General features: G+C 70.4%; 19 protein-coding genes and 1 riboswitch. Of the genes, 13 read left to right on the top strand and 6 right to left on the bottom strand.

Going from position 1 to position 23,411, the window contains the following annotated elements; all coding sequences use genetic code 11:
• Positions 1-43 precede the first annotated feature (43 nt).
• Entirely contained in the window at positions 44-469 is a 426-nt protein-coding gene (locus ACFUK0_RS16610) for a hypothetical protein (protein ID WP_380250648.1), read from the bottom strand.
• Between the two features lie 50 nt (positions 470-519).
• Between ACFUK0_RS16610 and ACFUK0_RS16615 the strand changes: the two genes are divergently transcribed.
• Positions 520-1,491 carry a diacylglycerol/lipid kinase family protein gene (locus ACFUK0_RS16615; protein ID WP_380250650.1) on the top strand — a complete coding sequence of 324 codons (972 nt, stop codon included), beginning with the start codon at positions 520-522 and terminating at the stop codon, positions 1,489-1,491.
• 371 nt (positions 1,492-1,862) lie between these two features.
• Entirely contained in the window at positions 1,863-2,114 is a 252-nt protein-coding gene (locus ACFUK0_RS16620; protein WP_014138019.1) for a WhiB family transcriptional regulator, read from the top strand.
• Between the two features lie 378 nt (positions 2,115-2,492).
• Here the strand turns inward: ACFUK0_RS16620 and ACFUK0_RS16625 are convergent, their stop codons facing one another.
• The 3 genes from ACFUK0_RS16625 to ACFUK0_RS16635 form a co-directional block, all read right to left on the bottom strand.
• Positions 2,493-4,013 carry a sensor histidine kinase gene (locus ACFUK0_RS16625; protein WP_380250652.1) on the bottom strand — a complete coding sequence of 507 codons (1,521 nt, stop codon included), beginning with the start codon at positions 4,011-4,013 and terminating at the stop codon, positions 2,493-2,495.
• Between the two features lie 511 nt (positions 4,014-4,524).
• On the bottom strand, positions 4,525-5,586 hold the full coding sequence (locus ACFUK0_RS16630) for an SIS domain-containing protein (RefSeq protein ID WP_380250654.1): 1,062 nt from the start codon (positions 5,584-5,586) through the stop codon (positions 4,525-4,527).
• 228 nt (positions 5,587-5,814) lie between these two features.
• The gene (locus tag ACFUK0_RS16635) at positions 5,815-7,125 is read right to left on the bottom strand and encodes a sugar transporter (protein ID WP_380250656.1); all 1,311 of its coding nucleotides are present in this window, start codon (positions 7,123-7,125) and stop codon (positions 5,815-5,817) included.
• A 629-nt stretch (positions 7,126-7,754) separates the two neighbouring features.
• Between ACFUK0_RS16635 and ACFUK0_RS16640 the strand changes: the two genes are divergently transcribed.
• The 8 genes from ACFUK0_RS16640 to ACFUK0_RS16675 all read left to right on the top strand — a co-directional run bounded on the left by ACFUK0_RS16640 (position 7,755) and on the right by ACFUK0_RS16675 (position 16,818).
• The gene (locus ACFUK0_RS16640; protein WP_380250658.1) at positions 7,755-9,071 is read left to right on the top strand and encodes an extracellular solute-binding protein; all 1,317 of its coding nucleotides are present in this window, start codon (positions 7,755-7,757) and stop codon (positions 9,069-9,071) included.
• A gap of 140 nt (positions 9,072-9,211) precedes the next feature.
• Positions 9,212-10,192 (top strand): carbohydrate ABC transporter permease, encoded by a 981-nt coding sequence (locus ACFUK0_RS16645; protein ID WP_380250660.1) that lies wholly within the window; start codon positions 9,212-9,214, stop codon positions 10,190-10,192.
• Positions 10,192-11,109 carry a carbohydrate ABC transporter permease gene (locus ACFUK0_RS16650; protein WP_380250662.1) on the top strand — a complete coding sequence of 306 codons (918 nt, stop codon included), beginning with the start codon at positions 10,192-10,194 and terminating at the stop codon, positions 11,107-11,109. Before ACFUK0_RS16645 ends, ACFUK0_RS16650 begins: the two co-directional genes overlap by 1 nt.
• Before the next feature lie 54 nt (positions 11,110-11,163).
• A complete protein-coding gene (locus tag ACFUK0_RS16655) occupies positions 11,164-12,744 on the top strand; it encodes a glycoside hydrolase family 3 protein (protein WP_380250664.1) in 1,581 nt (526 codons plus the stop codon).
• Positions 12,745-12,952: 208 nt separating this feature from the next.
• Positions 12,953-13,762 (top strand): GntR family transcriptional regulator, encoded by an 810-nt coding sequence (locus tag ACFUK0_RS16660; RefSeq protein WP_380250666.1) that lies wholly within the window; start codon positions 12,953-12,955, stop codon positions 13,760-13,762.
• Positions 13,763-14,022: 260 nt separating this feature from the next.
• On the top strand, positions 14,023-14,316 hold the full coding sequence (locus ACFUK0_RS16665) for a DUF3311 domain-containing protein (protein ID WP_380250668.1): 294 nt from the start codon (positions 14,023-14,025) through the stop codon (positions 14,314-14,316).
• Positions 14,313-15,929: a monocarboxylate uptake permease MctP gene (gene mctP, locus ACFUK0_RS16670; RefSeq protein ID WP_380250670.1), complete on the top strand. Its 1,617-nt coding sequence runs from the start codon at positions 14,313-14,315 to the stop codon at positions 15,927-15,929. Before ACFUK0_RS16665 ends, mctP begins: the two co-directional genes overlap by 4 nt.
• A gap of 121 nt (positions 15,930-16,050) precedes the next feature.
• Positions 16,051-16,818 carry a histidine phosphatase family protein gene (locus ACFUK0_RS16675; protein WP_380250672.1) on the top strand — a complete coding sequence of 256 codons (768 nt, stop codon included), beginning with the start codon at positions 16,051-16,053 and terminating at the stop codon, positions 16,816-16,818.
• A gap of 13 nt (positions 16,819-16,831) precedes the next feature.
• On the opposite strand, the gene ACFUK0_RS16680 is transcribed toward ACFUK0_RS16675, so the two are convergent.
• A complete protein-coding gene (locus ACFUK0_RS16680) occupies positions 16,832-17,809 on the bottom strand; it encodes a helix-turn-helix domain-containing protein (RefSeq protein WP_380250674.1) in 978 nt (325 codons plus the stop codon).
• Positions 17,810-18,195: 386 nt separating this feature from the next.
• On the opposite strand from ACFUK0_RS16680, the gene ACFUK0_RS16685 reads away from it, so the two are divergent.
• The 3 genes from ACFUK0_RS16685 (at position 18,196) to ACFUK0_RS16695 (ending at position 22,638) form a co-directional block, all read left to right on the top strand.
• Positions 18,196-18,693, top strand: coding sequence for a GNAT family N-acetyltransferase (locus ACFUK0_RS16685; protein WP_380250676.1), 498 nt, complete (start codon positions 18,196-18,198; stop codon positions 18,691-18,693).
• Positions 18,694-18,855: 162 nt separating this feature from the next.
• A riboswitch (cobalamin riboswitch) is annotated at positions 18,856-18,996 on the top strand.
• 187 nt (positions 18,997-19,183) lie between these two features.
• Positions 19,184-21,595 (top strand): ribonucleoside-diphosphate reductase subunit alpha, encoded by a 2,412-nt coding sequence (locus tag ACFUK0_RS16690; RefSeq protein ID WP_380250738.1) that lies wholly within the window; start codon positions 19,184-19,186, stop codon positions 21,593-21,595.
• A gap of 47 nt (positions 21,596-21,642) precedes the next feature.
• The gene (locus ACFUK0_RS16695; RefSeq protein WP_380250740.1) at positions 21,643-22,638 is read left to right on the top strand and encodes a ribonucleotide-diphosphate reductase subunit beta; all 996 of its coding nucleotides are present in this window, start codon (positions 21,643-21,645) and stop codon (positions 22,636-22,638) included.
• Between the two features lie 65 nt (positions 22,639-22,703).
• On the opposite strand, the gene def is transcribed toward ACFUK0_RS16695, so the two are convergent.
• On the bottom strand, positions 22,704-23,351 hold the full coding sequence (def, locus tag ACFUK0_RS16700; protein WP_380250678.1) for a peptide deformylase: 648 nt from the start codon (positions 23,349-23,351) through the stop codon (positions 22,704-22,706).
• Positions 23,352-23,411: the final 60 nt, after the last annotated feature.

Below are 23,411 nucleotides of genomic sequence, written 5' to 3' on the forward strand. Positions count from 1 at the left end.
CCCCCTCGGGGGTGCCGGCGCTCAGCCGTTCGGTACGGCCCGCTCAGGCCTCGCGCGGCGGGTACAGCACGCCGGTCACCGTCGGGTTCAGCAGCGAGCCGATACCGGCCAGGCCCAGCAGGCCCACGGCCACCCCCAGGACCGTCATCGCCCCGCCCGTCTGCCACATGTAGTAGGCCACCGGCAGGCAGATCGAGTTGGTCAGCACGGCCGGGCTGCGGCCCCAGCTACGGGCCTTCAGCAGGGCCCGGGCGGCCAGCAGCGGCAGCACCCCGAGCAGCACGATCACCAGGCCGCCGAACTCGGTCAGCCCGCGGTTGATCGGCTCGCCGGTGAGCCCGGCGATCATGTCGTAGACCCCCCAGGCGACCAGGGCCGCGCCCTCCAGCGCGGTGATCGCCGCACCGACGAGCAGCGAGGTGGGCCGGGCGGGGGTGGCGGGCAGCGGGCTGGCGGTTTCTGCGGTCACTCAAGCAGGGTAGCCGCAGCCCTGCGCGTACCGACCCGTAGGCTGGACCCATGCGCGCTCTCCTGGTCGTTAATCCGAAGGCGACCACCACCAGTGCCCGCACCAGGGACGTCCTGACGCACGCGCTGCGCAGCGACCTCAAGCTGGAGGTCGCCCACACCCAGTACCGCGGCCACGCCCGGGACCTGGCCCGGCAGGCGGCCGAGGAGGGCGCGGTGGACCTGGTGGTCGCCCTGGGCGGCGACGGGACGGTCAACGAGGTCGTGAACGGCCTGCTGGCGCACGGCCCGGGCGAGCGGCTGCCGCGGCTCGCGGTGGTGCCCGGCGGCAGTACGAACGTCTTCGCCCGCGCCCTGGGCCTGCCCAACCACCCGGTGGAGGCCACCGGCGTCCTGCTGGACGCGCTGGAGCACCGCCGGGAGCGCCCGATCGGCCTGGGCAAGGCGATGACCGAGGGCCTGCCGGACCGCTGGTTCACCTTCACCGCCGGCCTCGGATTCGACGCCGGCGTGGTGGGCCGGGTGGAGGAGCAGCGCAGGGCGGGGCGCAAGTCGACCCACGCGCTGTACGTCGGCCAGGCGCTGCGGCACTACGTCACCGAGCGTGAACACCGCCGGGCCGGCCAGGTGACCCTGGAGATCCCGGGCCGCGCCCCGACCCCGGGGCTGGTGCTGACCATAGTCAGCAACACCTCGCCGTGGACGTTCCTGGGGAACCGTCCGGTGTACCCCTCACCGCTCGCCTCCTTCGACACGGACCTGGATGTCTTCGGCATCACCCGGATGACGGCGTTCGGCACGGCTCGAACGGTCCGTCAGATCCTGCGGTCGCACACGCCTTCGGACGATGACGCCGCACCGGCCGCACCGGGCGGAAAGCACGTCGTCTCCTATCACGACGTCCGACACTTCACCTTGGTTTCACAGGAACCGGCCCCGTTTCAGGTGGACGGGGACCACCTTGGAGACAGGAGTCGCGTCAGTTTCACAGGCGTTCGGCGGGCACTGCGTGTGATTGTGTGACTGGAAGGGGGGTTTGCCCTTCTTCTCGAACGCACAAGCCCCCTTCACTCCATAGAAGTACGGGCTGTGAGCTAGGCGACACCGAAGAATCAAAAATTCCTGACCGAAGGGGGTTGTATCCGGGCCCGAGGTTTGCGAACCTCTACATGGCGATCGGGACGCATCGCAGCGGCAACAAAGTCAGAAACTGACGGACGTGGCCGAGGCGCTTCCCCTGAATCACCCGAACCCCACCCCAGCACAGACCACCCGGGCCCCATGGGCCTTTGGTCCCTTTTGCTGTTGCGGGATTCGTGAAAGCGTTCACATTCACAAGCCATCGATTGCGTCGGCCCGGGCCACAGCCTGCCGACAGGAGGAGTTGGACGACCATGGACTGGCGCCACCGCGCTGTCTGCCGCGAAGAGGACCCGGAGCTGTTCTTCCCCATCGGGAACACGGGCCCTGCTCTGCTGCAGATCGAGGAAGCCAAGGCCGTGTGCCGCCGCTGTCCCGTCATGGAGCAGTGCCTGCAGTGGGCGCTCGAGACGGGTCAGGACGCCGGCGTCTGGGGCGGAATGAGCGAGGACGAGCGTCGCGCGATGAAGCGCCGTGCTGCCCGCAACCGCGCCCGCACCGCCTGATCTACATCAGCACCAGCCGTCGGACCTTCCGGCGGCCGCACCACCCGATCAACACATGATCAAGGGCTTCCCTGCCACTTCTGGCGAAGCCTTCCGTATGACGGACCGCACCTCGGTGAGGTTCCGCGACGCCGAGCGGCCCAGGTACTTGATACTGCTCACTCAGAGCAATATTGTGGGCCTAGGGCGCTCACCGTGCGCAATGCGCTGGTGGACGTCGCACCACCCAGAGCCCCCGTTCCGGCCGACTCCCCCCGACGGCCGGAACGGGTTGAGAGGCCCTGTCGACCCACCCCCCCGGTCGACAGGGCCTCGTTTTTGTCTCCGGGCCGACACCCCAGGGGCGCCCGCACCGCTGCGCGCGCCCCCAACTTCCGTCTAGCGCACCGGAATCTCCAGCACCACCTTCGTGCCGCCCTCCGGTGCCGCCACCATGTCGAAGGTGCCGCCCAGCTCACCCGTGGCCAGCGTCCGGACGATCTGCAGACCGAGATTGCCGGCCTGCTGCGGATCGAACCCCTCGGGCATCCCGCGGCCGTCGTCCTGCACGGTGATCAGCAGGTACTCCTCCGGCTTCGCACCGCCGTTCCAGCTGTCCGACCAGCCCATCCCGGTCGCCGGAGCCCGCCCGCGCAGGGCGCTCACCTCAAGGTTCCCGGCGTCCTTGCCGCCGAAGGCGTGCTCCAGCGCGTTCTGCAGCAGCTCGGTCAGCACCATCGCCAGCGGCGTCGCCACCTCGGCGGCCAGGATGCCGAAACTGCCGCTGCGCCGGGTGGCCACCCGGCCGTCCTGCGACAGCTCCATGACCATCGCCAGCACCCGGTCGGCGATCTCGTCGAAGGCCACCCGCTCGTCCAGGGTCTGCGACAGCGTCTCGTGCACGATCGCGATCGACCCGACCCGGCGGACGGCCTCGTCCAGCGCCGCACGCCCGGCGTCCGAGTCCATCCGGCGGGACTGCAGCCGCAGCAGGGCGGCCACCGTCTGCAGGTTGTTCTTCACCCGGTGGTGGATCTCCCGGATGGTCGCGTCCTTGGTCATCAGCTCCCGGTCGCGCCGCCGCAGCTCGGTGACGTCCCGGGCCAGCACGAGCGAGCCGGTCAGCACGCCCTTGGGCTTGAGCGGGATCGCCCGCAGCGTCACCACGCCCCCCTGCGCCTCCACCTCGGTCTGCCGGGGCGCCCAGCCGCTGGCCAGCTTCACCAGCGCCTCGTGCACCGCGCCGCGCGAGGGCGGCGCCAGCTCGGCGGTGCTCCGGCCGAGGTGACTGCCCACCAGATCGGTGGTCAGGCCGAGCCGGTGGTACGCCGAGAGCGCGTTCGGGCTGGCGTAGGTGACGATGCCGTCCGCGTCCAGCCTGATCAGGCCGTCGCCGACGCGGGGCGCCGCGTCCATGTCGGTCTGCTCGACGCCCGGGTAGGGGAACGAGCCCGCGGCGATCATCTGCGCGAGGTCCGACGCGCTCTGCAGGTACGTGAGTTCGAGCCGGCTGGGCGTACGGACCGTCAGCAGGTTGGTGTTCCGCGCGATCACCCCGAGCACCTTGCCCTCGCGCCGGACGGGGATCGACTCGACCCGTACCGGCACCTCCTCGCGCCACTCCGGATCACCCTCGCGGACGATCCGCCCCTCGTCGAAGGCGGCGTCCAGCAGCGGCCGGCGCCCCCGCGGGACGAGGTGGCCCACCATGTCGTCCTGGTACGAGGTGGGGCCCGTGTTGGGCCGCATCTGGGCCACCGAGACGTACCGGATGCCGTCCCAGGTGGGGATCCAGAGCACCAGGTCGGCAAAGGAGAGGTCGGAGAGCAGCTGCCACTCCGAGACCAGCATGTGGAGCCATTCCACGTCGGCACCGGTCAGGGTGGTGTGGCGGCGGACGAGTTCATTCAGCGAGGGCACAGGGGTGAGCGTAGTCGCAGCGCGGCCCGGGAGCCCTGCCCACAGCACCGCCCAGGTTGTCCAGACCAATTCTCCGGAGACCCTGGACAACCCAGATTGGTCTAGTCCACAATGAAGAAGCACCAAGGAGAGGCCCCCGCGCAAACTGCCCTGACCGCGCGCGGCCGCTCCTCGGTCGGACTCCGCCGAACGAGGACCCCGCACAGTTCTCGGTCACACCCGGTGTCCGACGACAGCTCCGGGCTGCGGTGCCGAACGGGCTGAGGGTCCCGTGTCGGCGCCGTGGCCCGTAGTGCTGTCCACAGCCAGGCAGGCCCCGCCCGCGACGACAGCTCCGGGCTGCGGTGCCATGGACCCCTCCTGCCCGATGCCGGGCAAGTAGGGAGGGCTGAGGGTCCCGTGTCGGCGCCGTGGCCCGTAGTGCTGTCCGGGGCCCGCTCCACGACGTGTCGCACGACGAGACCCCCGTCCACAGGCTGTGGACGGGGGTCTCGTCGTCGCGCGGCGGGGCTCAGTGGGTCTCGGTGACCTTCGCCAGGGCGCGGGGGGCGTCCGGGTCCTGGCCGCGGGCGATGGTGACCTCGTAGGCCAGCAGCTGCAGGGGCAGGATCTCCAGGATCGTCTGGACCTCCTCGGGCACCCCGGCCGGCAGGGCGAAGCCGGCCGAGGCCGCGTCGACCTGGCTCTGCTGGCCGATCACCACGAGGTCGGCGCCCCGGCCGCGCAGGCGGTCCAGGACGGGCTGGAGGGCCTCTCCGCCCTTGCCGTCCGGCACGATGGCGATGACCGGGGAGACGTTGTCCACCATGGCCAGCGGGCCGTGCAGCAGGTCGGCGCCGGAGAACGGCGAGGCCGGGATGTAGGTGGTCTCCATCAGCTTGAGCGCCGCCTCGCGGGCGGTCGGGTAGCCGTAGCCGCGCGAGGTGATGACCAGGCGCTGGGCGAAGCGGTACCGCTCCGCCAGGGCCTTGATCTCGCCCTGCCGGGCCAGGATGCCGGACGCCAGCGCGGGCAGCTCCTTGGCCGCCGCGCCGTCGCCACCCCGCAGGCCCTCGATCAGCAGGTACAGCGCGAGGAGCTCGGCGGTGTAGGTCTTGGTCGCGGGGAGGGCCTTCTCCGGCCCGGCCAGCACGTCGATGTGGAACTCGGAGACCTCGGCCAGCGGCGAGGCGGCGTTGTTGGTGACGGCCAGTGTGATGGCACCGGCCTCGCGGGCCGCCTTGGTGGAGGCCACCAGGTCGGGCGAGCCGCCGGACTGGCTGACGGTGATCACCAGGACGTCCGTGAGGTCGGGCTTGGCGCCGTAGGCGGTGGTGGTGGACATCGAGGTCAGGCCGGCCGGCTTGCCGAGCAGGATCTCGATCAGGTACTTGGCGTACAGCGCCGCGTTGTCCGACGTGCCGCGGGCGGTGAGCAGGACGAAGCGCGGGCTGCGGGCGGCGATCTCGGCCGCGATCTCCCGGATCTTCGGGGCGCCCTCGTCGAGGATGCGCTGCAGGACGGCCGGCTGCTCGGCCATCTCCGCCGCCATGATCCGGCCGGGGACGGCTGAGAGGGTCTGCGTGTCGGACATCTGGTGTGCCTCCGATGAGATGGTTCAACCCCGGCCGGGCGGCTGCCCGGCGGGGACCTCTACGGCGGCGAGTCCGCACACTCGCTGCGATGATTCCAGCTGCAATCCTACGGGGGGCACCCTCGCGCGGCACAGCCGAGAGCACCGTCCGTGGCTCCGGACGGTGCTCTCGTCACTCTCCGTGCCGACGGCCCGGCGGCGGGGCCGGGCCGTCGGTGGTGCGGCGGGTCAGGACGGGTTGTTGATCAACGTGTTGATCAGGGCGTCGGTCTCCTTGGTGGCCTGGTCCACCGTCTTGCCCGCGAAGATCGAGTTCAGCATGGTGACGAGGATGTTCTGCTTCTCGATCGCGCCCCAGCCCGGCGCCAGCGGGGTGAACCAGGCGTCCGGCACGGCGTTGGCCGCGGCCGCGGTGGCGGGCTTGGTCTTCAGCGGGTTCAGCTGGGCCAGGTTGTTCGGCAGGATGTCCTTGTCCGCGAGGAACTGCTCGGACTTGGTGCTGGTGAACATCCGGATCCAGTCCGCGGCCAGGGTCTGCACCGGCGACTTCGCGGTGACCGCCAGGTCGGACCCGCCGATGAACGAGGGCAGCGGCTTGCCGTTCGGGCCGGGCATCGTCGCCACCTTGACCACGTCCTTGAGGGTCGGGTCCCCGGTGACGGGCGCGACGGCGCTGCCGGCCTCCCAGCTGTTCCCGTACAGCACGGCGGTGCGCTTGCGGGCCAGGAAGGTGGACTGGCCGGCCTCGTTGACCGTCAGGTCGGCGTGGTTGTACTTCTTCACCAGGTCGGTGAAGTACTGGATGCCCTGCTGCGACTTGGGTTCGCTCAGCGTGCCGTGCCAGGTGCCGGCGCTGTCGAAGCGGGCGACGCTGCCACCGAAGGCGGCCACGTACGACAGGGCCGCGTACCAGTACGGGCCGGGGAGGTAGACCGGCGAGAAGGTCTTGTCGGCCTTGTTCTTCTCCGCCACCTTGTCGAGCACGGCCCTCAGCTCGTCCTCGGTCTGCGGGAAGTCCGCGCTGCCGGTCGCCTGCTGGAACATCGCCGAGTTGTACATCGCGACCCGGGCGCCCGCGTAGTACGGCACGCAGAACAGCTTGTCCTGGTAGGTGCAGGTGTTGACGAGGCCGCGGATCCAGTCGCCGGAGTTGTCGAAGGTGGTCTTCTCGACCGGCGCCAGCGAGCCGTTGAGGATGTACTTCATGGTCTCGGTGTTGCCGAGCTCGACCACGTCGGGGGCGACGCCGGCCGCGAGCGCGCCGTCCAGCTTCTCGACCTTCTGGGTCCACTCCTGGTACGCGAGCTTCAGCGTGACCTTCGGGTACTTGGCCGCGAAGTCGTCGTTGACCTGCTGGACCAGCTCCGGCCAGCTGGTCTGGGCGTCGTTCATCAGCCAGACCGTGACGGTGCCCGTCATCTCCTTGGGGTCCGCCGCGGCGGTGGCCCCGTCCGTGGCGCTCTTGGCGCCGGCGCCACATCCCGCAACCGAGGCGGCCAGGGCCGCGATCCCGAACATCGCCATGAGCTGACGCTTCACGTCATCCTCCCGAGGGGTACCTGAGGGTCTCCAGCGGGGTGGTGCTGGGGCCAGGATTGGTTCAGACCAGATTTCCGGAGCGTGGCCTAGACCAAAACGAGTGTCAACGCAGACCGGTGTGCAAGTGACAGTCGTTGCAGAGCTGTTGTGAGACATGAGCACACTGTCGTCACATGATCACCCCACGTTGTTTTAAGGCTCCGTTCAGGCTGGCTTGAGGCCCCGCTATGGCTGCACGCAGGCAGGCACGAGAATAAGTCCGGTATCACCCGAATTGACTGCCCGCCGGGGCACTTCGGGGCCGCCGGACGGCCCGATGCGGCGAGAAGTGCACGGTCGAGTCAAGCGTTGATAACGGCTTGCGCAGACCGCTCGAGATCCCTTGACGCTCTCCATTGGTCCATGCCAATCTCCAACCGTTGGTCTACACCAATGGTCTACTCCTCCTCTCCTCGCCCGGCATTGAGCCGGGGGATTCCCGGAGAGGGGACATGGCAGGAAGCCGCAGATCCCAGGACCGTTCGCATCCTGCCTTTTCCGGTGACAATCCCCCAGGCACACAACGACGCTTCAGGGCCCTCCAGCCCAACAGCCGGGTGCCACACCTTGCTCATCCCTTGGAGGATGGTTTGAACCGCAAGATCGCCGCCGTGGCCGCCGTCGCCACCGTGCTCGTCGCCTCGGCCTGCTCCTCGTCCAGCTCGTCCGGCGGTGACAGCAAGCAGCCCACCCTCAGCAAGGACGGCAAGGGCAAGACCGTCACGGTCTGGCTGATGGACGACGCCCAGAAGGGCTGGCCGACCGTCGTCGACGCTGCCAAGAAGCAGTTCGAGGAGGAGACCGGCGCCACCCTGAAGATCGAGTGGCAGACCTGGACCAACTACACCACCAAGCTCGACACCGCGCTGCTCTCGGGCAACGCCCCCGACGCGCTCGAGGTCGGCAACACCCAGGCCGCCAAGTACATCGACGCCGGCTCCTTCGTCGACCTCACCTCGGTCAAGGGCCAGTTCGACAACTCGGACAAGTGGCTGGACTCGGTCGCCGCCTCCGGCCAGAGCGGTGACGGCACCAAGACCTACGCCGTCCCCTACTACGCCGGTGCCCGCGTCCTGATCTACCGCAAGGACCTCTTCGCCGCGGCCGGCGTCACCAACCCGCCGACCACCCTCCCGGAGCTGAAGGACGCGCTGGCCAAGGTCAAGGCCGCCAACGCCGCCAAGGAGGGCTTCTCCGCCCTCTACCTCCCGGGCCAGAACTGGTACACCGCCGCCTCCTTCGGCGCCGGCACCTTCGGTGTGAAGAACATCGTCGCCAGCAAGAGCGGCGACAAGTGGACCGGCACGCTGTCGGACCCGAAGTTCGTCGAGGGCATCAAGACCTGGAACGACCTGCAGAAGGAGTTCTCGGTCGGCGGCACCACCGTCGACGAGGCCACCCAGGACGCGCTGATGGCCAAGGGCAACATCGCCGCCATCGTCGGTGCCGGCTGGGAGCTCGGCTCGGTCATCGACCCGAAGGCCGGCGACCCGACCCTCGCCGACAAGCTCGCCACCATCGCCCTCCCGGGCGCGGCGGCCGGCAAGCCCACCCCCGCCTTCCTCGGTGGCTCCGACCTGGCCGTCCCGGCCAAGTCCGCCAACCCGGGCCTGGGTGCGACCTTCCTGCAGATCTACACCAACACCAAGCAGCAGACCGAGCTCGCGAAGTTCGCGATCCCGAACAACAAGACCCTGGTCGCCGCCTACAAGGCCGCGAAGCCGGAGAACAAGGCCGCCGGCGACGCCGCCGAGGGCGAGACCTGGTTCATCCCGAACTCGCCGATGTGGTCCGGTGCCGACGAGACCGCGCTGAAGACCGCCTTCGGCGCGATCGCCGCCGGTGGCGACCCGGCCACCGAGCTCAAGAAGGTCGAGACCACCATCGTCAAGGACCTGAACGGCTGAGCTAGCTGATCCGGCGGGCCCGCACCAACGGGCCCGCCAGCACTGAGCACATGGGGGTGGGCAGTTCGCGAGCACCGCGGACTGCCCACCCGCACGCGCCAGGTACCGACCAGTGTTCCGCGGGCCCGGGAAGGACCCTGATGAGTGTGACAATCAACGACACAGTGGCGAAGGCCGAGCCCGCCGCTCCCGCCCCGAAGCCGGACCAACGCCGCGGCTTCGTGGCCGGTGGCCACTACATCCCGTACGTCATGATCCTTCCGGCCGTGGCCGCTCTGGTCGGCGTCATGGGCTACCCGCTGTTCAAGCTCTTCGACCTGTCGTTCCAGAACATCAACCGGTACGCCATCCTGGTCAACTCCGACCTGGCCGAGTACGTCGGCTTCGAGGGCTACACCAAGGTCCTCGGCGACAGCGAGTTCTGGGAGGTCGTCCTCCGCAGCTTCCTCTTCACCGGTGAACTCGTCGTCCTGTCGATGGCGCTCGGCATGGCCTTCGCGCTGGTCCTCAACCGGGTCTCCGCCTGGGTGAAGATCGTCGTCGTCACCGTGCTGATGTTCGTCTGGGCGGTGCCCGCGCTGGTCTCCGGCATCGTCTTCCGGTGGATCTTCTCCAGCACCGGCGGCGTCGCCGACTACCTGCTCTACCTGGTCGGCTTCGACGGGATGAAGAACTACGACTGGTTCGCCGACCCGACGGTCGGCCTCTACGTGGTGGGCGCCGCCGTCATCGTCTGGGGCGCGCTGCCCTTCCTGGTGATCGGCCTGAACGCCGCACTGACGCAGGTGCCCAAGGAGCTGGTCGAGGCCTCGAAGCTGGACGGCGCCAACGCCTTCCAGAGCTTCCGGCACGTGGTGATCCCGGTGATCAAGCCCTTCCTGCTGCTCTCCGCCTCCCTCAGCTTCATCTGGGACTTCCAGGTCTTCGCGCAGATCTTCTCCCTGCGCAACACCGCCCCCGAGCCGGGTTACTGGACCATCGGCACCTACCTGTACCAGAAGGGCATCGTCGCCTCGCACTACAGCAACAGCGCAGTGATCTCCGTCGCGATGATCCTCCTCATGCTGGTGGTGCTGATCGCCTACATCCGTCAGGTCATCAAGATCGGAGCCCAGGACTGATGGCTGTCATCGACACCACCGACGTCGCCCGCCCGGCCCAGGCCGCAAGCAGCCTCAAGGTGAAGAAGAACGCCAGGGTCGCCGGCCGCAACCCGGTGATGACCGGCGTCTGGAACGCCGTCGCGCTGGCCTTCGCCGTGGTGATGGGCTTCCCGATCTACTGGGCGGTCATCACCACCTTCAAGACCAACAAGGACCTGATCACCAAGCAGCCGACGTTCTGGCCGAGCAGCTTCTCGTTCGAGAGCTACAAGGTCATCTTCGCCGACAACGAATTCCTGCCGTCCCTGCTGAACACGCTCGGGATCACCATCGGCGCGGTCGTCCTCGGCCTGATCGTCGGCTTCCTGGCCGCCGTCGCCGTCGCCCGGTTCAACTTCCGCGGCCGGAACTTCTTCATCGTCACGATGCTGATCATCCAGATGGTGCCGCTGCTGGCGATCATCATCCCGCTCTACATCGTGATGAAGAACGCCAACATGACGGGCACGCTCCTCGGCGTGATCCTGGCCTACCTGGTCTTCACCATCCCGTACGTCATCTGGACGCTGCGCTCCTTCATCGTGAACATCCCGAAGGAGCTGGACGAGGCCGCGATGGTCGACGGGTGCACCAAGTGGGGCGCGTTCTTCCGGATCATCCTGCCGCTCACCCTGCCGGGCCTGATCACCACCGGCGTCTACACCTGGATCCAGGCGTGGAACGAGTTCATCGTCGCGAACGTGCTGCTCAGCACCGGCGGCCAGAAGACCTCGATGATCTGGCTGACGTTCTACTCCACCACCCCGACCCGCGGCGCCGACTACGGCGCCCAGATGGCCGGCGCACTGATGGTCTCGCTGCCCGTGATCGTCCTGTTCGTGATCTTCCAGAAGAAGGTCTCGGCCGGTCTCACCGCCGGTGCGGTCAAGGGCTGACAGCCCCCTCCGTACCCCCTCTGCACCTCCAGCGCATCACCCAGGGAAGGAACCATGGCGACTCCCGGCATGGAAAGCGTCGAACTACTGACAGACGCCGGAGCGGTGCTCCAGCCCGGCTTCATCGGCCTGACGCCTCCGGACTGGCTGCGCCGCAGACTGGGCTCCGGCGAGCTCGGCGGGGTCGCCCTGTTCGGCCGCAACATCCGTACGCCCCAGCAGGTCGCCGAGCTGACCGGGGAGATGTACGCGCTCAACCCGGAGATGCTGATCGCCACCGACGAGGAGGGCGGCGACGTCACCCGCCTCGAAGTCGTCAGCGGCTCCTCGTACCCCGGCAACCTCGCCCTCGGTGAGGTCGACGACCTCGACCTCACCGAACGGGTGGCCCGCTCCATCGGCCTCGACCTCTCCTCGGTCGGGATCAACCTGAACTACGCGCCCGACGCGGACGTCAACTCCAACCCCGACAACCCGGTCATCGGGGTGCGCTCCTTCGGCAGCGACGGGGAGACGGTCGCCCGGCACACCGCCGCGTACGTCCGGGGCCTGCAGTCGGCCGGCGTCGCCGCCTGCGCCAAGCACTTCCCCGGCCACGGCGACACGGCCGGCGACTCGCACCTCGGACTGCCCCGGATCGACCTCGGGCCCGAGCAGTTCACCGAGCACCTCAAGCCGTTCCGGGCCGCCGTCGCGGCCGGTGTGAAGGCCGTCATGACGGCCCACATCCTGTTCTCCGCGTACGACTCCAAGCTGCCCGCCACGATGTCCCAGGCGATCCTGACCGGCCTGCTCCGCCAGGAGCTCGGCTTCGACGGCCTGATCGTCACCGACGGCATCGAGATGGGCGCCATCTCCGGCACCCACGGTGTGGCGGAGGGCTCGGTCAAGGCCATCGCGGCCGGCGCCGACACCATCTGCGTCGGCGGCGGGCTGGACGACGAGGCCTCGTTCCTCTACCTGCGCGACGCCCTGGTCTGGGCCGTGCGCGAGGGCCGGCTCCCCGCCGCCCGCCTGCACGAGGCCGCCGAGCGCAACCGCGCCGTGGCCCGCTGGTCGGCCGCCGTACGGGCCTCCCAGACCGGCAGCCACGGCGAGGCCGGCATCGGCCTCACCGCCGCCCGGCGCGCCCTGCGCGTGCACGGCGAGCTGCGCCCGGTGACCGGCGCTCCGTACGTGGTCGAGTTCTCCCCCGACGCCAACATCGCGGTCGGCGACGAGACCCCGTGGGGGGTGGCCGGCCCGCTCGCCGAGCTGGTCCCCGGCACCACGGTGGACCGGGTCAGTGCGCCGGCGACCAGGCGGGAGGGCTCCGGCCTGCTCCACGTCGAGGTGGCCGACGAGGCCAGCGACGTCGACACGGCTCCGGTGCTCGGCGCCTCGGCCGGCCGGCCGATGGTCATCGTGGTCCGCGACCTGCACCGCCACCAGTGGATGCGGCGGGCGGCGCTGGCCCTCGTCACCGCCCGCCCGGACGCCGTGGTGGTCGAGATCGGCACCGGGTACGGCGTCGCCGAGACCTTCCGGGCCCGCGGCGTGACCGTCCTGGCGACCCACGGCGGCGCCCGGGTCTGCGGCGTCGCCGCCGCCGAGGCGCTGGCCGGTCTCACCCTGAGCAGCGTGCAGGTCGGCTGACCGACCCGCTGGTCCCCCGGTCGGGGCGGTTGCCGAGAACCGCCCCGACCACCGACATTCCCACCAGACTTCGCACATCGCACTGCCTCCCGTCGGCACCCGTTCCATCGCGGCGGGCGCTCACACCTGCGGGCCCGCGCGTGCAACCATGTGCTGATACACGACGGAGGAGCCGGTGACGGCTGCAGGGCGAGGAGTGAGCGCGGCCATGAGCGGCGACAGGGGAACGGCGGCCCTCCCGGGGGGCACCACGGTGCCGGCACAGAGCGGCACGGCTGCGTCGGGCAGCGCCATCGCCCCGGCGGGCGCCCGGGTGCCGAAGTACTACGGCCTCAAGCGCCACCTGCTCCAGCTCACCGAGACCCAGCCGGCCGGTACGCCCGTCCCGCCCGAGCGGGCGCTAGCGGCCCAGTTCGACACCTCGCGCACGACCGTCCGCCAGGCGCTCCAGGAGCTGGTCGTCGAGGGCCGGCTGGAGCGCATCCAGGGCAAGGGCACCTTCGTGGCCAAGCCCAAGGTCGCCCAGGCGCTCCAGCTGACCTCCTACACCGAGGACATGCGCGCGCAGGGCCTGGAGCCCACCTCCCGGCTGATCGAGGTCGGCTACATCACGGCGGACGACCGGCTCGCCCCGCTGCTGGACATCAAGGCCGGCGGCCGGGTGCTGCGGATCGAGCGCCTGCGGCTCGCCAACGGCGACCCGATGGCGATCGAGGTCGCCCATCTCTCCGCCAAGCGCTTCCCCGCGCTGCGCCGCAACCTGGTCAAGCACAACTCCCTCTACACCGCGCTGCGCGAGGTGTACGGGGTGACCGTGGCGGAGGCCGAGGAGACCATCGAGACCACGCTGGCCAACCCGCGCGAGGCCGGCCTGCTCGGCTCCGACCTCGGCCTGCCGATGCTCCAGCTGTCCCGGCACTCGTTCGACGCCGACGGCGCCCCGGTCGAGTGGGTGCGGTCGATCTACCGCGGCGACCGCTACAAGTTCATCACCCGCCTCCAGCGCCCGGCCCAGTAGCCCGGCCAGGGCCGCAGAACCTTCCGAAATGCCCGGCGCGCACGGTGTGCGCCGGGCATTTTCGTGCGCTGCGCACGCCCTCGAACGTGCCCAAGTTGCACGAGTTCCGTCAATTGCGGTGACACGCGTCACCCAGTGCTCTACATTCCGCTGCTGTAAGTGACTGTCGATCACCACTGGTGCTGCTCGGCGGGTCCAGGGGGCGCCGTCCCCGGGGCTGCGGCGCCGACGAGGTGACACCTCTTCAGCCGGAGCCGCTCATGTCGTCAGATGTCGAAGTAAAAGAGTCCACACCCGAACCGCCGCCCGTCCCGGTGCCCGCGGTCACGCCCGAGCGGGTACTCGCGGGCCTGAGCCTGCTGGTGCCGATCGTCGCGCTGCTCTGGGTCTCCTCGTACGCGAAGGCCGGCCCCGAGGCCGGCGGCGTGCCCTTCTTCTACTGGTACCAGCTGCTCTGGGTACCGGTCTCGGCCGTCTTCACGGTCGCCGCCTACCTGCTGATCACCCGCGACGAGAAGGCCCGCAAGGCCGCGAAGACAGGTGGCGCGCGATGAAGCACGGCGTGAACGTCACAGCCCTGACGGTCTTCATCCTCTTCTTCCTCCTGGTCACCGCGATGGGCTTCCTCGCCTCCCGCTGGCGCCGGGCCGACAACGCCCTGCACCTGGACGAGTGGGGGCTCGGCGGCCGCAGCTTCGGCACCTGGGTGACCTGGTTCCTGCTCGGCGGGGACCTCTACACCGCGTACACCTTCGTCGCCGTGCCCGCCGCGGTGTACGCCACCGGCGCGGCCGGGTTCTTCGCGGTGCCGTACACGATCATCGCGTACCCGCTGGTGTTCCTCTTCCTGCCGCGGCTCTGGTCGGTCTCCCGGGTGCACGGGTACGTCACCCCGGCGGACTTCGTGCGCGGGCGGTACGGCTCCAAGGCGCTGTCGCTGGTGGTCGCGCTGACCGGCATCCTCGCCACCATGCCGTACATCGCGCTCCAGCTGGTCGGCATCCAGGCCGTGCTGGACGTGCTGGGGGTCGGCGGCGGGCCGGGCAGCAACTGGTTCGTCAAGGACCTGCCGCTGTTCCTGGCCTTCGGCGTGCTGGCCGCGTACACGTACTCCTCCGGGCTGCGGGCGCCGGCCCTGATCGCCTTCGTGAAGGACACCCTGGTCTACATCGTGATCATCGTCGCGGTGATCTACATCCCGATGCGGCTCGGCGGCTACGGGCAGATCTTCGACTCGGCCGCGCAGAAGTTCAGCGCGCCCAAGTCGCCCGGTTCGCTGGTCATCCCCGAGAACAAGCAGTGGACGTACGCCACGCTGGCACTCGGCTCGGCGATGGCGCTCTTCATGTACCCGCACTCGGTGACGGGTGTGCTGGCCTCCAAGTCGCGCAAGACGGTGCGGCGCAACATGGCGATCATGCCGGCCTACTCGCTGATGCTCGGCCTGCTGGCGCTGCTCGGCTTCATGGCCATCGCGGCCGGCGTCGGCAGCGGGGTGAAGGGGTTCAACGCACAGCTGTCGGTGCCGCAGCTGTTCGAGAACATGTTCCCGGACTGGTTCACCGGCGTCGCGTTCGCGGCGATCGGTATCGGGGCGCTGGTGCCGGCCGCGATCATGTCGATCGCCGCCGCCAACCTGTTCACCCGCAACGTCTACAAGGAGTTCATCAAGCCGGCCGCCACGCCGGCCGACGAGACCAAGGTCGCCAAGATCGCCTCCCTGCTGGTGAAGGTCGGCGCGCTGGCGTTCGTCCTCACCATGGACAAGCAGTCCGCGATCAACCTCCAGCTGCTCGGCGGCCTGTGGATCCTGCAGACCTTCGTCTCGATCGTCGGCGGGCTGTTCACCCGCTGGTTCCACCGCTGGGCGCTGTTCGCCGGCTGGGCGGTCGGCATGGTCTACGGCACCTGGAAGGCCTGGGGCATCGCCAGCCCCGCCACGAAGCACTTCGGCGGCAACGCGGCCGCGATCCCCGGGATCGGGGAGATCGGCTACATCGGCCTGACGGCCTTCGTGCTGAACCTCGTGGTGGCGGTGGTGCTGACGCTCGTCCTGCGGGCCGCCAAGGCCGCCGAGGGCGTCGACGAGACCAGCCCGTCCGACTACAGCGCCGAGGCCGGCGACGAGGCGACGGCGAGCGCGCCGGTACCGGTGGCGGCGCACTGATACACCCTGCGCGCGCCCTGTGATCGCGCCGTCACCTCCGTGAACACTGGAGGAGGCGGCGCGATCATATTTGTATGAGCGGGCCGTCCGAGGCACTCGACGACAACGGGGAGACGCGGCCATGGCAGAGACCGGCACCACCGTCAACGGACAGCACGCCGAGACGCAGCACCGGAGCACACCGGACGTCCGGCAGCCCTCCCTGCTGATCGCCACCCGGCACGGCGAGTCCACCGCCAACGTCGAGTTCCAGCTCGCCGAGGCCGCCGGTGCGCTCAGCGTCCCGATCAGCTGCCGGGACGCCGACATCCCGCTCTCCATGCACGGCCAGCAGCAGGCGCACGCCCTGGGCCGGTGGTGGGCCGCCCTGCCCACCGCCGACCGCCCGCGCAGCGTCTGGTGCTCCCCGTACGTGCGCACCGCCGAGACGGCCCGGATCGCGCTCGCCCAGGCCGCCGGGCTGGGCGCGGTGCCCATCTCGCTGGCCGTCCGCTACGACGAGCGGCTGCGGGACCGCGAACTCGGCGTCCTGGAGATGCTGACGAGAGCGGCGATCGAGGCGAAGCATCCGGAGGAGGCGGCCCGGCGGCGCAGGATGGGCGAGCTGTACTACCGGCCGCCGGGCGGGGAGTCCTGGTCGGACGTCGCGCTGCGGGTCCGCAGCTGCCTGCGCGACCTGGCCGAGCAGGAGGACGGCCGCCCGGTGCTCCTGGTGGCGCACGACTGCACGGTGCTGATGCTGCGCTACGCGCTGGAGCGGCTCACCGAGCAGCAGCTGCTGGAGCTGGAGCAGGTCCGCAACTGTTCGACCAGCATGTGGCGGGCGGCCGGCGGGCGGCTGCGCCGCGAGCAGTGGAACGGGACGGAGCACCTCGCCGCCGGCCGGTGAGCGGGCCGGGCGGTCAGACCCGCAGGCCCGGCTCCCCCGCCCAGGCGCCGCCCGCGAAGGTGCGCCGGTAGGCCAGTGGCGTGGTGCCCAGCCACCGGCCGAAGTGGTGGCGCAGCGCGGCGCCGTTGCCGAAGCCGCAGCGGGCGGCGATGGCGTCCACCGGCTCGGCCGTGCCCTCCAGCAGGCGCTGCGCGAGCAGCAGCCGCTGGCCGGTGAGCCAGCGGTGCGGGGTGGTGCCGGTCTCCTGCTGGAAGCGGCGGGCGAAGGTGCGCGGGGACATGTGGGCGCGGGCGGCGAGCTGGTCGACCGTCCACTCCTGGTCGAGGTGGTGGCGCATCCAGTCGAGCAGCCCGCCGAGTGAGGCGCCGTCGTCCTCGGGGAGCGGGCGGGCGACGAACTGGGCCTGGCCGCCCTCGCGGTGCGGGGCGACGACCATCCGGCGGGCGATCCCGCGGGCGGTCTCGGCGCCCTGCATGCGGCGGACGAGGTGCAGGCAGGCGTCGATGCCGGCGGCCGTGCCGGCCGAGGTGATCACCGGGTCGGCGTCCGTGTAGAGCACGTCGGGCTCGACGGTGGTGCGGGGAAAGCGCCGGGCGAGTTCGGTGGTGTACCGCCAGTGGGTGGTGGCGCGGCGGCCGTCGAGCAGCCCGGCCTGGCCGAGCAGGAAGGCGCCGCTGCAGATGGAGAGGACCTTGGCGCCGCGGTCGACGGCTGCCCGGAGCGCGTCGACCACGGGCAGCGGGTAGGAGTCGCGCAGGCCGGTCGCGGTGACGATCACCAGGTCGGCCGTGGCCAGCCGCTCGGGGCCGTGCGGTACGTCCACGGTGAAGCCCGCGTGGGTGCGGTGCGGGCCCGGGTGGGCGCCGGCGATCGCGAAGTCGTACACCGGCAGGCCCTCCTCGCTGCGGTCCAGGCCGAAGACCTCGCAGGCCACGCCGAGTTCGAAGGGGTGGACCTCTTCCAGGACGACGGCGACGACGTTCTTGAGCATGCCGTCCAGCATGCCGTGCGGGCCGGGCCGGGCGCCAGGGTCGGGGTGGCAGTATTTCGATGCAATCCTGCGTTCCTGCCACTCGTGGCGCCCCGGACGCGCCGTCAGAGTGGAGTCATGGACTCCTCGGCGCTCACAGGCGCGCTCTCCCTGCTCGGTGCCGTCGGCGGCTTCGGCCTGCTCGGCGTGCTGATCGGCCGCGACGTGGACCGCAACAGCCGGCACGGCCGCGACAACTGGCACCGGCCCACCGGCTACCCGGCCGACCCCGGCACCCCCGACCGGCTGCACGGCGCCCCCGGCCCGGCATCCGAGCCCCTCGCCGGCACCCTCCCGGCCGGCACCCTCCCCGCCGCCGGCGACCTGCCCTCCGGCACACTGGCGCCATGCACATCGTCATCCGCCACGCCCGCGAAGAGGACCTCCCGGGTGCGGGTGAGGTCTGCGTCGAGGCCTTCGTCGGGGGCGGCCACACCGCGCCCGACGGCCCCTACGTCGACCTCCTGCGCGACACCGCCCGCCGGGCCCGGGAGGCCGAACTCCTCGTCGCGGTCGACGGCGGGCCAGGAGGACAGGTCCTCGGCTGTGTGACCTTCGCCGCGGGCGGCACCGTCTGGGCCGACGTCGCCGAGCCGCACGAGGGCGAGATCCGGATGCTCGCCACGGGCGCCCCGGCGCGCGGCCGGGGCGTCGGCGAGGCGCTGGTGCGGGCCGCGCTGGCCCGCAGCGGCGCGCTGGGCCTGACCGCGATGGCGTTCTCCACCCGGCCGGACATGCACGCGGCACACCGCCTCTACGAGCGGATCGGCTTCCGCCGCGCGCCCGGGCGGGACTGGTCACCGGCCCCGGGAATTGACCTGCTGGTCTACAGCAAGGCCCTCTGAAGGCACCGGACGGACACCCGCAGCCACCGGCGCGCGGGGGGTGCCCGAACGGCCCGCACGGGCCCCGGAAAGCCACGTCAAGGGCCCCTCCGGGATGACTCCACACCACTCGCCCACTCGAACAAACGATCGGCGCGACACAACATGTGGTGGTAACAAGGATCAGCGGCACTAGATGTATGCTCACTCCTGCTGTCGAACGCAGGGGAACCCGGTGCGAATCCGGGACTGCCCCGCAGCGGTGAGCGGGCTGTTCCCAAGGCCCCGCGAGTCCGAATACCTGCCGACGGCGTGCCACACGGCCTCCCCGCAGAGGCCCTGCAGCACGGCAACACTTCCGGGCCTCGCGGGCGGGCCGGGGAGACACCGTCGCGCGACGCCACCCGGCACACGCGCCGTGCTCCCCTGCCCCCGTACGGCCCGGTGACCTTGAGTCGTCCGCCGATCGCCGCCAGGAGAGAGCGCCTTGACCACCGCTGCCTCAGCCACGCTGCCCGCCCAGGGTTCCAGCACCTCCGCACCGTCCGACCCGACGGTGTCCGACCCGGGCGGAGCGCTCCTGCGGCTGCTGACCGACCGCAGCGCAGACCTGCCCGAGGTCGACCCCGGCCACGTCGCCGCCGCCGCCCTGCGCGGCCGCCACGCCGGCTCCGACTTCGCGGAGCTGCGCGGGCTGGCCGTCGAGGCCGCCGCGTCGATGATCGCCGAGGACCCGCAGTACTCGAAGCTCGCCGCCCGCCTGCTCGCCCTGGAGATCGCCGACGAGGCCGTCGGCCAGGGCGCGGTGTCCTTCTCCGCCTCGATCACGGTCGGCCACGCCGAGGGCCTGATCGGCGACACCACGGCCGCGTTCGTGGCCAAGCACGCCGACACCCTGGACGCCCTGATCGACCAGAGGGGCGACGACCGCTTCGAGTACTTCGGCCTGCGCACCGTCCAGTCGCGCTACCTGCTGCGCCACCCCATCACCCGCAAGGTGATCGAGACCCCGCAGCACTTCCTGCTCCGCGTCGCGTCCGGCCTGGCGGTCGGCGACGACGAGCAGTCGGTGCGCGAGGTGTCCGAGCTGTACGCGCTGATGAGCGCGCTGTCCTACCTGCCGTCCTCGCCGACGCTGTTCAACTCGGGCACCAAGCACCCGCAGATGTCCAGCTGCTACCTGCTGGACTCGCCGCTGGACAACCTGGACTCGATCTACTCGCGCTACGCGCAGATCGCCCGGCTGTCCAAGCACGCCGGCGGCATCGGCCTGTCCTACAGCCGGATCCGCTCGCGCGGCTCGCTGATCCGCGGCACCAACGGCAAGTCGAACGGCATCGTGCCGTTCCTGCGCACGCTGGACTCCTCGGTCGCGGCGGTCAACCAGGGCGGCCGGCGCAAGGGCGCGGCCTGCGTCTACCTGGAGACCTGGCACGCGGACATCGAGGAGTTCCTGGAGCTGCGCGACAGCACCGGCGAGGAGGCGCGGCGCACCCACAACCTGAACCTCGCCCACTGGATCCCGGACGAGTTCATGCGCCGGGTGAACGCCGACGCCGACTGGTCGCTGTTCTCCCCCGCCGACACCCCCGAGCTGGTCGACCTGTGGGGCGCCGACTTCGACGCCGCCTACCTCGCCGCCGAGGCCGCGGGCAAGGCCGTGCGCACCATCCCCGCGCAGACCCTCTACTCGCGGATGATGCGCACCCTGGCGCAGACCGGCAACGGCTGGATGACCTTCAAGGACGCCTCCAACCGCGCCGCCAACCAGACCGCCGTCCCCGGCCGGACCGTCCACTCCTCCAACCTCTGCACCGAGATCATCGAGGTCACGGACGATTCCGAGACCGCCGTCTGCAACCTCGGCTCGGTCAACCTGGGCGCGCACGTCGCCCCCGGCGCCACCCCCGCCGACCTGCTGAACGCGATGGACTGGGACCGGCTGGACACCACCGTCCGCACCGCCGTCACCTTCCTCGACCGCGTGGTGGACATCAACTTCTACCCGACCCCCGAGGCCGGCGCCTCGAACTCCCGCTGGCGCCCGGTCGGCCTCGGCGTGATGGGCCTTCAGGACGTCTTCTTCCAGCTCCGCCTGGACTTCGACTCCGCCGAGGCCAAGCGGCTGTCCACGCTGATCGCCGAGCGCATCATGCTGGTCGCCTACGAGCGCTCCAACGAGCTGGCCGAGGAGCTGGGCCGGCACGAGGCGTACGCGGAGACCCGCGCCGCCCGCGGCCAGCTGCACATCGACCACTTCGAGACGGCCCCGCAGTGGGCGGAGCGCTGGGACGCGCTGCGCGCCAGGATCGCCGCCACCGGCCTGCGCAACTCGCTGCTGCTGGCGATCGCGCCGACCGCCACCATCGCGTCCATCGCGGGCGTGTACGAGTGCATCGAGCCGCAGGTGTCCAACCTGTTCAAGCGCGAGACCCTCTCCGGCGAGTTCCTCCAGGTCAACCCGTACCTGGTCCGCGAGCTCAAGGAGCTGGGCGTCTGGGACGCCCAGACCCGGGACGCGCTGCGCGAGGCCAACGGCTCCGTGCAGGAGCTGAACTGGCTGCCCGTCGAGGTCCGCTCGCTGTACCGCACCGCGTGGGAGCTGCCGCAGCGCGCGCTGATCGACCTGGCCGCCGCCCGGCAGCCGTACATCGACCAGAGCCAGTCGCTGAACCTCTTCATGGCGGCGCCGACCATCGGCAAGCTCAGCTCGATGTACGCGTACGCCTGGAAGGTCGGCCTGAAGACCACGTACTACCTGCGGTCGCGCCCGGCCACCCGGATCGCTCAGGCCGCCTCCGGCGCCGCCCGCGCGGCCGCCCCGGCCCCGGTGTCCGTGCCGACGCCCACCCTCACTCCGGAGGAGGAGGCAGCGCTCGCCTGCTCCCTGGAGAACCCCGAGTCCTGCGAGGCCTGCCAGTGAGTTCCCCCACCCCGGAGACCGACTTCGACGCGCCCGGCCGCGAGAAGATGCTGCTCGACCCCGGTTTCGAGCTGACGCTGCGTCCGATGCGCTACCCGTCGTTCTACGACCGCTACCGGGACGCGATCAAGAACACCTGGACCGTCGAGGAGGTGGACCTGCACTCCGACGTCGCCGACCTCGCCAAGCTCAGCGAGGGCGAGCGGCACATGATCGGCCGGCTGGTCGCCTTCTTCGCGACCGGTGACTCGATCGTGTCCAACAACGTGGTGCTGAGCCTCTACAAGCACATCAACTCCCCCGAGGCCCGGCTCTACCTGTCCCGGCAGCTGTTCGAGGAGGCCGTGCACGTCCAGTTCTACCTGACGCTGCTCGACACCTACCTGCCCGATCCGGACGACCGCGCGGCGGCCTTCGACGCGGTGGAGAGCATCCCCTCCATCCGCCAGAAGGCGCAGTTCTGCTTCAAGTACATGAACGCGGTCGACCACATCGACTCGCTGCAGACCAAGGACGACCGCCGCGCGTTCCTGCTGAACCTGATCTGCTTCGCGGCCTGCGTCGAGGGCCTGTTCTTCTACGGCGCCTTCGCGTACGTGTACTGGTTCCGCAGCCGCGGCCTGCTGCACGGCCTGGCCACCGGCACCAACTGGGTGTTCCGGGACGAGTCCATGCACATGGACTTCGCCTTCTCGGTGGTCGACACCGTCCGCTCCGAGGAGCCGGACCTCTTCGACGACGAGATGGCCAAGCAGGTCACCGAGATGCTGGAGGAGGCCGTCGAGGCCGAGCTCCAGTTCGCCCAGGACCTCTGCGGCGAGGGCCTGCCCGGCATGAACACCGCGTCGATGCGGGAGTACCTGCAGACCGTCGCCGACCAGCGGCTCGCCCGCCTCGGCATGCCGGTCCGCTACGGCTCCAGCAACCCGTTCGGGTTCATGGAGCTGCAGAACGTCCAGGAGCTGACCAACTTCTTCGAGCGCCGGGTGTCCGCCTACCAGGTGGCCGTCGAGGGCTCGGTCGCCTTCGACGACGACTTCTAGGCCCGCAGGCAGGAGGGCCCGGCACCGCGGATCCGCGGTACCGGGCCCTCCTGCCTGTCACGGCGTCAGTCGTTGGGAACCGTGGCGTACTTCGCGGTGCCCTCGGCCATCTGCTTGAGCGCGTCCTTGCGGTCGCGCTTGGAGAGCCGGTCGATGTACAGCTGGCCGTACAGGTGGTCGGTCTCGTGCTGGAGGCAGCGGGCGAAGAAGCCGGTGCCCTCCACCCGGATCGCGTTGCCGTCCTTGTCCTGGCCGGTCACCGCCGCGAAGTCGGGGCGGGCCAGCTCCGCGTAGGCGGTGGGGACGGACAGGCAGCCCTCGTTGCTGTCGTCCAGCACCCGGCGCGCGGCCGGGAGCTCCTCCAGCACCGGGTTGACGACGTGGCCGATGTAGCGCACGCCCTCGTCGTCCGGGCAGTCGTAGACGAAGACCTTGGCGTCCACGCCGATCTGGTTGGCCGCCAGGCCGACGCCCTCCGCCGCGTACATCGAGACGAACATGTCGTCGATCAGCGTCGAGAGGGCGGCGTCGAAGGAGACGACGTCCTTGCACTCGTGGTGCAGGACGGGATTGCCGACCACGGTGATCGGGCGGGCGGTGCCCTTGGAGAGGTCCGGCTCCTCACCGACCACCTTCAGCGGTGCGGCCTGACCGGCCTGCTCCCCGCCGTGCTCGTGGTCGTGCTCGTGGGTGTGGTCGTGCTGCTCCGCCATCGATTCTTCCGCTTCCCATGGGTCTGCCGAGGTGTCCGCTCAAGGGTACGGCCCCCGGCG

Source organism: Kitasatospora sp. NPDC057223 (assembly GCF_042669755.1).
In the GTDB taxonomy this organism is placed as follows: Bacteria; Actinomycetota; Actinomycetes; order Streptomycetales; family Streptomycetaceae; genus Kitasatospora.